The sequence below is a fragment of the uncultured Maricaulis sp. genome (genome assembly GCF_905480005.1).
Lineage (GTDB): Bacteria > Pseudomonadota > Alphaproteobacteria > Caulobacterales > Maricaulaceae > Maricaulis.
The window spans coordinates 34,371-46,090 of record NZ_CAJQOO010000047.1 but is presented as its reverse complement, the minus strand read 5'-3'; the positions used below and the strand labels follow the sequence as shown (position 1 = coordinate 46,090).

The window sequence follows — 11,720 nt, the reverse complement described above, 5'->3', positions numbered from 1 at the left end:
TTGTCTCGGCAGGCCGCTCTGATTATCCCGTTTCCACGACATGCTTTTTCAAGAATCGCAGGATTGAACGCCCATGCGTGCTGACATCCAGACCCTGTCCGACGAAATCCAGCAGGCAGTTGGCCTGCTGAGGAGGCGTCTTTGACTGGGATACGGCCCAGAAACGTCTCGATGAATTGAATGCGAAGTCGGAAGATCCCGACTTCTGGAACCAGCCGCAGCAGGCGCAAGCGCTGATGCGCGAGCGCAATCGGCTGGACAGCGCCATCAATACGGTCGTCGAATCCGAACAGGAACTCTCCGACAGTCTCGAAATCATCGAGCTCGCCGAGATGGAAGATGACGGGGAGATGGTCGAGGAGGCTGTCGCCGGTCTCAACCGGCTTGCCGATCGCATGCGCCGGGCCCAGTTGGAGACGCTGCTCTCCGGCGAGGCTGACGGCAATGATGCCTTCGTGGAGATCCATTCCGGTGCCGGCGGCACCGAGAGCCAGGACTGGGCTGCCATGCTCGCGCGCATGTATTCGCGCTGGGCCAATGCGCATGGCCACAAGGTCGAGATCATGGAAGAGCAGGCCGGCGAGGAAGCGGGTCTCAAATCGACGACCATCCTGGTCAAGGGCGAGAACGCCTATGGCTGGCTGAAAACCGAGACCGGGGTGCATCGACTGGTGCGGATCTCACCCTTTGATTCCAGCGCCCGCCGCCATACCAGCTTCTCCTCGGTCGGCGTCTATCCGCAGATCGATGATGCGATCGACGTGGATATCGATGTCTCGAAAGTGCGCACCGATACCTATCGCGCCTCCGGCGCCGGCGGTCAGCACATCAACAAGACCGACTCAGCCGTCCGCCTGACCTACGACATGCCGGGCGAGGAAAAAGCGGTCGTCGTGCAGTGCCAGAATGACCGGTCCCAGCACAAGAACCGGTCCCAGGCCTGGGACATGTTGCGCGCCCGTGTCTACGAGATCGAGCTTCAGCGCCGCGAAGCCGCGGCCCAGGCCGAGGCCGACAGCAAGAGCGAGATTGGCTGGGGGCATCAGATCCGCTCCTACGTCCTGCAGCCCTACCAGATGGTCAAGGATCTGCGTACCAATGTGGAAACGTCCAATACGGGCGGTGTCCTCGACGGTGACCTGGATGAATTCATGGCTGCGGCCCTGGCGGCCCGCGTCGGCGGCGATGACGACGAGGCCTAGCCTTCGGCGCCGCCACCCTCATTGTCCAGCTTGCCCAACAGGGCCGCCATGGCTTCCACATAGCCGCGGAAGGCAGCGCGTCCAGACGCCGAGAGTCTGACACGGGTGAGGGGTTTGCGATCGAGGAAGCTTTTCTCGATCGTGACATAGCCGGCTTCTTCCAACTTCCGCAGATGAACCGAGAGATTGCCCTGGGTCGCTTCCAGGGCGGTCTTCAACTCGTTGAAATCGGCGGCTTCGGCTTGCGCGAGATAGGTCATCACTCCGAGCCTGAGGCGGCCGTGAATGATCTCGTCAATCTGTCCGATGGGGGGCGTGCTCATCGCGGGTCGGTCAATCGGCCGCGCGGGCCTGTCGCCACAGCACAAATCCCGGCAAGGCCATCAAGCCCAGCAATGAGACCGACGTGACGAGATTGAATGCCGGCTGGCCCATGGTCAGGCCCAGGGCTGCGGCGGACAGGAACCAGCCCAACGCCACCGCACCGAACCAGATCCGTTTCTGGACCCGGGCAGCGACAAACCAGGCCGCGCCCTGCATGGCGAAGACAACCGGCACATAATAGAGCCAGAGCATGAAGTCGTTGGTTTTTAGTGCATTGAATCCAAATACGAAAACCATGGCCAAATTTGCCAGTCCGACGGCCTGGAAAGCGGTCTCATAGGCCTTGCGCATCGCCGTGCCGGTTGGCTGGTTTCGATCCCACCAGAGCACGAAGACGAGGAAGAGGAGGAAACCGCCGGTCGCGCCGATGGCGGCTGCCATATGGACCCAGCCGGGCACGGGAATGAATTCGCTGACACCGAGCCAGTGGATCAGGGTTTCAAGCCCGTAAAGGGAGCCAGCGGCCATCAATAACAGGCCTGTACCGGCCGAGGGCCGGGGGTCGCCTTCGGCGAGCGTGCGCAGGAATGCAAGATCGGCTCGGGCGTTGGCGAGTTCATCAGTCATGGAGTGTCCTCGGATAAGGTCCGGCGCGCCCGAGAGGGGCGCGCCGGCATTATGACTTGATTCATCCGGGCGTATCAGCCGTTAAACCGGGCGTGTCCTGAGCGGCTTTCCCCAGTCGCCGCCCGTTCAGCCAGCCACCAATCCAGGTCTTGCGGACGATGAGGTGATAGCTGCCGAGCAGGATGGCAAAACTGGCTGCGAGCACGATTGCCAGCTTGATCGCGCCGGGCAGGGCGACATCTGACAGGGCGACCTGGAAGGCCATCACCAGCGGCAGGTGCAGGAGATACACCCAGTAGGAGGAATCCGCGAGATAGCGCCAGATCTTGTTTTCGCGCGTGAAGACCACGAGAGCCGCCCCGGTCAAACCGAAGGTCCAGGTCCAGATCGCCAGTGTATAGGCGGCGGCAACCGGCAAACGGTCGAGCCCGGCTGCGACCGGCATGAAGTTCGGCGTCACACCAAGCTCCATGACGAGCCAGATCGTCAGCCCGACAGCGATCACGAGATTGACATGCCAGGCGCGCTTCCATGCCGTGAGGACCAGATCGCTGCAGCGATGGGCGGCCCAGCCAACTGCGAAAGCAGTGCCATAAGCGATCAGGGCACCGGTATTGGGGATGAGGCCGGTGTCTGGCGTCGGAATGCCAAACCAGCTCATCCACATCGGCGTTGTCACAAACGAGGCCGCGATGGGCGCTGCCAGCACCAGTGTGCCTAGCGGGGAGCGGGCCAGAAGGCCTGTCACCGCATCTATCAGACGGCCGCTTCTGTCAGACCGGTCCACAAGCCGGATCAGCGCGGCGAGGGGCAGGCTGACAGCGTAGAAGATCACCAGGAGGTAGAGGAACCACAAATGGGTCAGCGGGAAGTTTTGCGCGGTCAGGGGTGGGGTTTCCTGCTGCGGCGCTTCGCCTCCATTGGCCTTGATCGCACCCCAGATGGCGACGGTCACGATCAAGGCAAAGATCGGCATCCATAAAGTGACCAGCGGCAGGGCGATGCGTTTGGCCCGGTCGAGCGCGAGGCCGAGCACGCCGCGTCTGCCGAGTGCCATGCGCGCGAAATATCCGGCGATCATGAAGAACAACACCATCCGAAAGATATGGGGGACGAAGAAACCTAGGCTGAAGCCGGCGCTCGCCTGGCTGTCCTGGACGATCCAGATCGGTATTCCGGGGATGAAAGACATTGATGCGTGCAGCACGACACCGAGAAACAGGGCTGAGGCGCGGACCGCATCAAGCGCATGGATCCGTGGTGATGGTGGAAGGGACATGAAGGGCTCCATTTGTGTGTTGCCGATCATTTAGCATAGACAAGTTTAAAATACAAACCTGTCTACCAAGGCTCGGTCTCGAGCTGACCATGTGGCGCACGGGTGCGGAATCCCGGAATGATATCAGTTTGTTGCGAATCGACTGCCCAGGGACGCGCGATCGGTGAGGCTCGGGCACAAAAAAACCGGCGCTCGAACGGAGCGCCGGTTTTTCTGATTGATGTCGCAGTCGGCTAGAAGCCTGACTTGCTCGCGACCGGCGGCTCAAGCGAACCCAGCGGGTCCTGTCCCTTGGACGGGGCCGGGGGTTTGCTGTCGGCTTTCGCGGACGGCTCGGACTTGGAACCATTATCCTTGGCCGTGGCCGGCTTGCTCGATGAGCCGCCATCCTTGAGCGGGTCGGACGAGTGACGGCAATGACCATCAAAGAAGGCGCCGCTTTCCACCGACAGGGCAGCGTGGACGATATCGCCCTCGATGCGAGCCGTCGACGCCAGTTGAACCTGGCGAGCGCGAACGCTGCCGCTCACGCGGCCACGAATGACCACGGTCTCTGCCTGGACTTCGCCGGATACGGTGGCGTCTTCGCCAATAATCAGCGAGCCCGCACGCACATCGCCCTCAACCGTGCCATCCAGCTGGATTTCACCGTCGGAAACGATCGTACCGGTCAGAACGAGGTCACCGGAAAGAATGGAGGGGGCTTTCGATTTCATGGCGGTCCTTTTCGGGGCGGCGCTGAACGCACCGGTGTCGGGAGACGAAGAGTCTTTGTTACCCTTGTTGAACATATTGGCCAGCTCTCAATAAACGCTCAGGATCGATAGCCGATCCGTTATACCAGATTTCATAGTGCAGGTGCGTGGCCGTACTGCGTCCCGTGGACCCCATCCCCCCGATACGCTGACCGCGTTCGACTGTATCACCACGCCGCACGTCGATTTCATGAAGATGCCCATAGCGCGTCACGAAGCCGTAGCCATGATCAATCTCCACCGTGCGACCATAGCCGCCCCGCCAGCCGGCGTAAATGACCCGTCCCGGACCCGTTGCTTCGATCGGGGCGCGACGGTAGGCGGCGAAATCCATTCCGCGATGCGAAGTCGGTCGACCATTGAACGGATCAATCCGCACGCCGAAATCACTGGTTTGACGATAGGTGTCGCCGACCGGCTCGCCCAACGGGCCCGCTTCGACGAAGTCTTCCAGCTCTTCCACCTCCAGGAGGCGCGACGCGATGCGGGCGATGCGGCTGGAGAAGGCCTGGTCGATATTGACCGAGGACGAGGCGAAGGCGCCGGACTCGGTTATCGGAATGAAAGGGCCGCCCGTCTCGGTGGTGTCACGATTGTCCGCGATCACATCTTCCAGGTTCAACCCGGTGAGGCGCAGGACCGCGCGCAGGTTTTGCAGCCGGGCTTCGGTCGCATCCTCGGCCTGGGCCAGGACACTGTCCTGTTCTCCCATGAGGAAGGTGATCTGGTCCTCCGGCTCACCGGACGCGGTGGCGGCGATGGCGACCAGCGGGTCACGTCCTTCACGTGGTGTCGGGTCAGCGGGCGTCGCGGCCATCAGCACCCGTCCATCGGCGAGCGCCGGGGAGGGTTCCATTTCCTGACCGGTCAATTGCTCGGCAAACTCGACGAGCTGACGCAGGGTCTCGTGGCGCATCTGGAATTCGTAGGCGGTCCGGTCAAACTCCTCCATCCGCGATTCCATCAGCGATATGGCGGTCGCCTCGGTGGCGCGTGCTTCGGCGACGAGGCGGTGCGACTCGAGGCGCTCACGCTCAATCTCGTCTTCCTTCGCCGCCATCGCCTGGCCATGGAAGGCCACCGAAACGGTTGAGAAACAAAGCCAGCCAGCCAGTACCGACGCGCTCAGAAGCGCGGAAATCTGGATTGTCGTGGAGATCGCAAAATAGCGGACCTGCCCATCGGAGCGATGGTAGATCTGTCGGTCCGGAAACCAACGCTGAGCCGTTCCCCAAACAGCTTCTTTAACTCTAGTGAACATTCAGTACGCCGCTCTGTTCCGATTGCCCCGGGCCCCAAGCCGAGCATGTGACACAAAACCGGGGGCAATATCAACAAGTGCGATGCAAGAGATGCGCCGGACTAGGTTAGGTCTTGGTAAAATTCCGGGGGCAAGTCAGCCCGCAGTCGTGCTTCGGCATTGAAGGGTGGTTTCAGACCGCCACTGAAGTGATGCCGCACAAGGGTTTTGAACCAGTCTACCGGATCGCGTCCGGCGCGGGCAGCGACATGCTTGAACCAGCGTGCGCCGGCTGCGACATGGCCGACTTCTTCTGCATAGATGACGCGAAGACAGTCGGCACTGATGGTATCGCCGGCAGAGACCAGCCGGTTGATCATGCCGGGTGTCACATCAAGCCCGCGCGCTTCCAGCACGAGCGGGGCGACGGCGAGGCGGGCCGGCAGGGAATCGCGGGTCGCCATGGCTGCGTCCCACAGGCCATTATGTGCCGGCAAGTCCCCATAGCGCGCATCAAGCTCGGCGAGCCTGTCCGTGATCAGGCGGAAATGGCGGGCCTCGTCATCGCCGACGCTGATCCAGTCATCAATGAAGGTTTGCCGGGCGTCCTGCGCCAGCGCCATGTCGCAGGCAAAGCGCGCCACCATGTCGAAGGCCAGGTCGATGGCGTTGAACTCGATATGGGCGACCGCATGCAGCAAGGCGATCCGACCCGGAACCGTGTTCAGTCGACGGCGTGGCACATCGACCGGCGCGACCAGCACCGGGTGAGCCGGCCGCGCGGGCTGATCATCCGGCGCGGGCGCCGTTTCCGGCACGGGGCTCTTACCTGCGCGCCATCGCTGCGCAACCTCATGGGCCCGCTCGGTCTTGGCCACCGGATCGCCGGTCGCCAGGACGCTGCGGGCCAGAGCGGTGATATCCTGGATGTCAGCCAAGGGCGCGCACGGCGTCGAGGACCTCGTCGACATGACCTTTCACTCTCACCTTGTGCCAGATGCGAGCGATGCGGCCTTCGCGATCGATCACGAATGTCGAGCGATCAATGCCCATATATTCGCGCCCATAGAGCTTCTTGAGGACCCAGGACCCGTAGGCTTCGATGACGACGTTGTCCTCGTCGGAGGCGAGACGCACCTGCAACCCATGTTTGGCCTTGAAATTGTCATGCTTTTTGACGCTATCCTTGGACAGGCCGATAACAATGGCGCCAGCATCGGAAAAGGCGTCTGCCGCAGCGGTAAAATCGAGGGCCTCAGTGGTGCAACCCGGTGTATTGTCCTTGGGGTACATGTAAAGCACGACGATCTGACCGCGCAGCTCGGCCAGATCGATAGTCTCTCCGCCATCGGCGGGCAGTTTGAAAGTCGGAGCAAGGTCGCCGGTTTTGAGTTCACTCATGTCATTTCCCCGTCTGGTTTCGACTGCAAGGCCGGTCTCGGCGTGTAATGTGCGTCTCCGGGCCGACACGTCCAGTGCTCGGACTGCGGGAAGGCCGGTCTGAATGCTGCGCAAATCCGTCAAATGGACGTTGATCTACCTGCTAGAGGCCGTCGCGGCCTTGCTGGCGCTGACCATTTTTGCGATCGGATTCGTCCTCTGGCGCCTGTCCTCAGGTCCAGTCGAGCTCGATTTTCTGCGCGAGGACGCCCAGGCCATGCTGGCGTCGGCGTTCGAGGGCGAGGTCGTGGCCCTGGGAACGCTGGAAGCCCGCTTTGATCCCTCGACCCGCGCTATCGTCATGATGGCGACCGATGTGACTGTGGCCGAGGCCTCGGGTGAAGTGGTGACCCGCGCGCCGCGAATCGAGGCTGGCCTGGCCGTCGATGCCCTCATTTTTGGACGGGTCGAGCCGGTTGAACTCACAATTGATGGCGGATCCGTCTCTATCGTACGCCGGGCCGATGGCGCCGTTGGTGCAGGACTGGGCGGCGTGGAGCGGGTTGCGGCGAGCGCCCGCCTGCCGGAGCGTGGCGGTGATGACAGTGCCTCGCTTTTCGAAATCCTGTCAGGTCCGGATGCGCCTGCGCAGCTGGGACGACTGCGGCGGGTGAATGTCGCCAATGCCGCGGTCCGTGTGGTCGATGACGTTGTCGGCCTCGCCTGGTTTGTTGATTCGGCGGGCGTTGTTTTCGAGCGTGATGATGCGCGCATCCTCGCGGAGATCGAGGGGCGCCTGGCGACACCATCGGGATTCGCACCTGTCTCGCTGCGCCTGCGGGCCGGAAACAATCTCGAAAGCCTTCTTCTGGAAGCGCGGTTCGAGGGCTTGTCTCCCGCCGGAATTCTGCCGGATAGCGGCCCGGCTGCCTCGCTTCGGGCACTGGATGCGCCGATCAATCTGAACCTGGTTGTGGATGCGACCCGTGACAGCGGCATTCGCACGGCATCCATGCAGATGGATGTGGGCCAAGGTCAAATCCTTGTGGATGGCCAGACCCACGCCTTCGAGGGTGCCAATCTCTATGCCAGCTTCGACCCGGTCGAGGCGGTGATGACCCTGCACAGCGGGCGTGTCCGTTCCGACCTTTTTGCGGCCTCGGTCGAAGGGCGCCTGACCGAGATAGGCCGGTATGACGGCGTGTTGCCGACGCGGGCTCGGTTTGAACTGGCCATCGGCGAGGGCTTCATCGATATGGGGCCGGTCTTCGAGCGCGCGCCGCAATGGGAATTGCTGGCTGCGTCTGGCGATGTGCGCCTCGACGAATTCGCGCTGACCCTCGATCGGCTTGATGTCGTCGTCGATACCATTCGCGCCGAATTGAGTGGGGGGCTCCAGCTGCAGCAAGGCGAAGACGGCAACTGGTTGCCAAACCTTCAGCTGGCCGGACCAATCGCCGGCGATATCCAGCCGCAGACCGTGCTTGCCTACTGGCCGGTGGAGCTCGCGGATGGCGCCCGTGAATGGGTGAGCGAGGGCATTCTCGGCGGGCGTTTCTACAACGCGCGATTCGACCTCGATCTTCCCGCAGCCGCGATCGAGGCCGGGCGGATGGACAATGACCGCATGCGGTTGAGCTTCGATTTTGAAGATGCGCATGTGCGCTATATCTCGACCATGACGCCGATCACCGAAGGGCGCGGTTCGGCGGTCCTGCATGGCAATGCCTTCGAAGTCGCCATGGAAAGCGGGATGATCGGCGATATCGCCCTCAGTGAGGGTTTCGTCGACATGCCCCGCCTCAACCCCAAGGGTGCCATCGCAGGATATGGCGGCGTGGCGCGCGGTGAGGCGGCGGACCTGCTTGCATTGATCGATGAGGATCCGCTCTTTCTCGTGTCCGACTACGGCCTCGATCCGACACTGGTCGGTGGTCAGGGCGAGATGCGTTTCGAGATCCGCCGCGCCATGCTTACCGAGGTCGACCCCGAGGACATCCCCTTCTTCATCGAGGGGCGCTTTACCGATGCGTCGCTTGATATTCCCGGCACCGACTATGCGCTGAGCGATGGTGATGTCGTCATTACTGCCAGCCAGGAGGGCCTGGAGGCGAGGGGGACAGCGCGGCTCTTCGATGCCCCGGTTCAGATCAATTGGCGCGAGACCTTTGGCCTGCCCGATGCCGAACCCTCGACACGGATCGGACTGGAAGCCACGATCAATGCCCGCACGCTGGACCGGTTCAACATGCCGGCACGCCGCTATCTGGACGGATCGATCCGTATCGCGGCCGAAGCGGTTTCAGATGGTCTCGAATTCCGGTCAGTCGATATCGAGGCGGATCTGGTCGATGCCCTGATCGAGGCGCCGGGTGGTGTCTGGACAAAGGAAGCAGGGGCGCCCGGTCGGGCCACGCTCAGCCTCACCCAGACCGATGATGGCGGCTTCGATCTCGACGCCATTCGGCTGGAGGCGGAGGGCGCGGCCCTTGAGGCCTCGGCCCGTATCGCCGCGAACGGAGCCCTGCGCGAGATTGAAGCCGACCGGATCTTCGTCGCGGACCTGATGGATATTGCTGGCCAGATCCGGCCGGCTGATGAGGTTGGCGAACCACTCCGCATGCGTCTGACCGGCCAGTATGCCGATATCAGCTCGATCGTGCCGCACATTACCTCAATGGGCGGCGAAGGCGGGATCACGCTGCCGCTTTCGCTCCAGGTCGATGTCGGGCGCCTCATACTGTCGGAGAACAGCGTGCTCGATCAGTTCAATCTGATCTGGCGCAGCGAGGAAGCCGGGATTCGGGCGGTTTCGATATCCGGCAATGCGATGGACGGGCCCTTCCAGGCGTTCTTCGGCGCGACCGAGCCCGGCGGGCCGCGCGACTTCCGTATCGAGGCCCAGTCTCTGGAGCGCCTGTCCGCCCTGATCGGCATTGAGGGCTATGCGCGAGGCGGGCTTGTTTCAGTCCTGGGTAGCGCGCCCCCCCTGGGAATACAGGGGCCGTTGACGGCCCGGGTCGAAATTCGTGACCTGACGCTGGTCCAGGTGCCAGTGCTCGCGCGCATCCTGGCCGCGGGATCCTTCCAGGGATTGGGCGCCTTGCTGAATGGCGAGGGGATCAGTTTCGACGCGGTCGATGCGGATATTGCCTGGGAATCAGGTCTGCTGACGATTGGCGATGCCCGGGCGCGGGGCAGCGCCCTGGGTGTGACCGCCTCCGGCACAGTCGATTTTGCCGGCAGCCTCGCTGCGATCGACGGCAATCTGGCACCGTCCTACGTCATCAACTCACTGTTTGGCGGCGTGCCATTGATTGGTGAGGTTCTGGTCTCGCGCCCGGGTGAAGGGGTAATCGGGATTACCTATTCGGTCGAAGGGCCCTTCGACAGCCTGACCGTCTTTGCCAACCCGCTTTCCGCCCTTGCGCCGGGCGTTTTGCGCCGGATGTTCGAGGGCACGGCCGCCGAGCGGGCCGCCCGCGAGCGGGAGAATGCGCCCGCGGTACCCGAAACGGAGCCGGCCGAAGAGGGGCCCGCAGACACGGTCGTGACCGAGCCGCAACCAGGCCCCGAACCGATCGATGATGCCGGGGCGGATAACGAGAATTAGCTCGGCTTGGCGAGGGCGTGACGTTTTTTGCCGATCGACAGCTTGATCGCACCATCAACCAGATCGTCGGCGCTGGCCTTGGCGAAGGGATCGGTCAGGGGCTGGTCGTTGACCTTGGCTGCCCCGGCCTTGACATGACGCCGCAACTCGCCGTTCGAGGCCGCCAGCTCGGCGGCGATGAAAAGACTCATCAGCGTCACTTCACCTGTTTCCAGCCCGTCAAAGGTGATGGTCGGCAAGGCTGCACCCGCCCCACCCAGGGCGAAGGTCTGTTGAGCGGTCTGCTCGGCCGCTCGGGCAGCCTCGGCGCCATGCAGCAAGGTGGTGGCCTCATTGGCCAGACGGATTTTGGCCTGGTTGATCTCGGCGCCCTCAAGGGCTTCTAGGCGGGCGATCTCGTCCAGCTCCACATCGGTGAAGAGGCGCAGGAAGCGCCCGACATCGGCGTCCTCCGTATTGCGCCAGAACTGCCAGTACTCATACGGGCTCTTCAGATTAGCATTGAGCCAGACGGCGCCCTCGGCGGTCTTGCCCATCTTGGCGCCGGAAGCGGTTGTGATCAGGGGCGTCGTGAAGCCGAAGACCTCTTTCTGGTCGACCCGGCGACAGAGCTCGACACCATTGACGATATTGCCCCACTGATCGCCGCCGCCGAGCTGAAGCGTGCAGCCATAGCGTCGATTGAGCTCCAGGAAATCAACGGCCTGGAGGAGCATGTAGTTGAATTCGAGAAAGGTCAGCGGCTGCTCGCGCTCGAGCCTCAGCTTCACCGAGTCGAATGTCATCATGCGATTGATCGTGAAGTGCGGTCCGAATTTGCGCAGGAATTCCAGATAGCCGAAATCCGACAGCCATTCGTCATTATTGACGACCAGGGCGTCGGTTGGTCCGTCTCCGATCGACATCAGCGGCCGGAAAGGCTTGAGAATGCCGTCGATATTGGCCGCGATCGCCGCATCATCGAGCATGGAGCGCGTCTTGTCCTTGCCCGACGGGTCACCGATCTTGGTCGTGCCACCCCCCATCAGGATGATCGGCTTGTGGCCCGCCTGCTGAATACGGCGCAGCATCATGATCTGGACCAGCGATCCGACATGCAGGCTGGAGGCCGTCGCATCAAATCCGATATAAGCCGTAACAACACGTTCCTGGGCCGCCTTGTCCAGGCCGTCCAGATTGGTCGCGTCGTTGTAATAGCCGCGCTCGACCAGCGTGCGCACGAGATCGGACTTGTAATCACTCATGAAGGTCTCTCCTGATAAGACGCTTCTAGGTCGAGTGGCGGGCGGGGAAAAGAGGG

At 62.5% G+C, this 11,720-nt stretch carries 10 protein-coding genes; 2 read left to right on the top strand and 8 right to left on the bottom strand.

Annotated elements, in window-relative coordinates; all coding sequences use genetic code 11:
* Positions 1–73 precede the first annotated feature (73 nt).
* Positions 74–1,202, top strand: a protein-coding gene (gene prfB, locus QZ266_RS05750) for a peptide chain release factor 2 (RefSeq protein WP_295692512.1) whose coding sequence is annotated in 2 segments (ribosomal slippage) — positions 74–142 and positions 144–1,202 — 1,128 coding nt in all. Because the reading frame shifts where the segments join, the coding sequence is not laid out codon by codon here.
* Here prfB and QZ266_RS05745 read toward each other — a convergent pair.
* The 7 genes from QZ266_RS05745 to QZ266_RS05715 form a co-directional block, all read right to left on the bottom strand.
* The gene (locus QZ266_RS05745) at positions 1,199–1,525 is read right to left on the bottom strand and encodes a transcriptional regulator (RefSeq protein ID WP_295692511.1); all 327 of its coding nucleotides are present in this window, start codon (positions 1,523–1,525) and stop codon (positions 1,199–1,201) included. The two genes, prfB and QZ266_RS05745, sit on opposite strands and share 4 nt — an antisense overlap.
* A gap of 10 nt (positions 1,526–1,535) precedes the next feature.
* Entirely contained in the window at positions 1,536–2,153 is a 618-nt protein-coding gene (locus QZ266_RS05740; protein ID WP_295692508.1) for a hypothetical protein, read from the bottom strand.
* A gap of 61 nt (positions 2,154–2,214) precedes the next feature.
* The gene (locus QZ266_RS05735; RefSeq protein ID WP_295692504.1) at positions 2,215–3,432 is read right to left on the bottom strand and encodes an acyltransferase family protein; all 1,218 of its coding nucleotides are present in this window, start codon (positions 3,430–3,432) and stop codon (positions 2,215–2,217) included.
* Positions 3,433–3,665: 233 nt separating this feature from the next.
* Positions 3,666–4,148, bottom strand: a complete 483-nt coding sequence (locus QZ266_RS05730; protein ID WP_295692501.1) for a polymer-forming cytoskeletal protein — start codon at positions 4,146–4,148, stop codon at positions 3,666–3,668.
* A gap of 58 nt (positions 4,149–4,206) precedes the next feature.
* Positions 4,207–5,448, bottom strand: a complete 1,242-nt coding sequence (locus QZ266_RS05725) for a M23 family metallopeptidase (protein WP_295692498.1) — start codon at positions 5,446–5,448, stop codon at positions 4,207–4,209.
* A gap of 101 nt (positions 5,449–5,549) precedes the next feature.
* Positions 5,550–6,398 (bottom strand): ferritin-like domain-containing protein, encoded by an 849-nt coding sequence (locus QZ266_RS05720; protein ID WP_295692495.1) that lies wholly within the window; start codon positions 6,396–6,398, stop codon positions 5,550–5,552.
* Entirely contained in the window at positions 6,358–6,828 is a 471-nt protein-coding gene (locus QZ266_RS05715) for a peroxiredoxin (RefSeq protein ID WP_295692493.1), read from the bottom strand. The genes QZ266_RS05720 and QZ266_RS05715 overlap by 41 nt, the downstream gene beginning before the upstream one ends.
* 103 nt (positions 6,829–6,931) lie before the next feature.
* Here QZ266_RS05715 and QZ266_RS05710 point away from each other — a divergent pair, with 103 nt between their 5' ends.
* On the top strand, positions 6,932–10,420 hold the full coding sequence (locus QZ266_RS05710; protein WP_295692490.1) for an AsmA-like C-terminal region-containing protein: 3,489 nt from the start codon (positions 6,932–6,934) through the stop codon (positions 10,418–10,420).
* Here the strand turns inward: QZ266_RS05710 and tyrS are convergent.
* On the bottom strand, positions 10,417–11,664 hold the full coding sequence (gene tyrS / locus QZ266_RS05705) for a tyrosine--tRNA ligase (RefSeq protein ID WP_295692487.1): 1,248 nt from the start codon (positions 11,662–11,664) through the stop codon (positions 10,417–10,419). The two genes, QZ266_RS05710 and tyrS, sit on opposite strands and share 4 nt — an antisense overlap.
* Between the last annotated feature and the right edge of the window lie 56 nt (positions 11,665–11,720).

Coding starts and splice junctions, on each gene's coding strand:
- QZ266_RS05730 (WP_295692501.1), bottom strand. CDS start 4,148: ATGAAATCGAAAGCCCCCTCCATTCTTTCCGGTGACCTCGTTCTGACC.
- QZ266_RS05725 (WP_295692498.1), bottom strand. CDS start 5,448: ATGTTCACTAGAGTTAAAGAAGCTGTTTGGGGAACGGCTCAGCGTTGG.
- QZ266_RS05715 (WP_295692493.1), bottom strand. CDS start 6,828: ATGAGTGAACTCAAAACCGGCGACCTTGCTCCGACTTTCAAACTGCCC.
- QZ266_RS05720 (WP_295692495.1), bottom strand. CDS start 6,398: ATGTCGACGAGGTCCTCGACGCCGTGCGCGCCCTTGGCTGACATCCAG.
- QZ266_RS05735 (WP_295692504.1), bottom strand. CDS start 3,432: ATGTCCCTTCCACCATCACCACGGATCCATGCGCTTGATGCGGTCCGC.
- QZ266_RS05745 (WP_295692511.1), bottom strand. CDS start 1,525: ATGAGCACGCCCCCCATCGGACAGATTGACGAGATCATTCACGGCCGC.
- QZ266_RS05710 (WP_295692490.1), top strand. CDS start 6,932: ATGCTGCGCAAATCCGTCAAATGGACGTTGATCTACCTGCTAGAGGCC.
- QZ266_RS05740 (WP_295692508.1), bottom strand. CDS start 2,153: ATGACTGATGAACTCGCCAACGCCCGAGCCGATCTTGCATTCCTGCGC.
- tyrS (WP_295692487.1), bottom strand. CDS start 11,664: ATGAGTGATTACAAGTCCGATCTCGTGCGCACGCTGGTCGAGCGCGGC.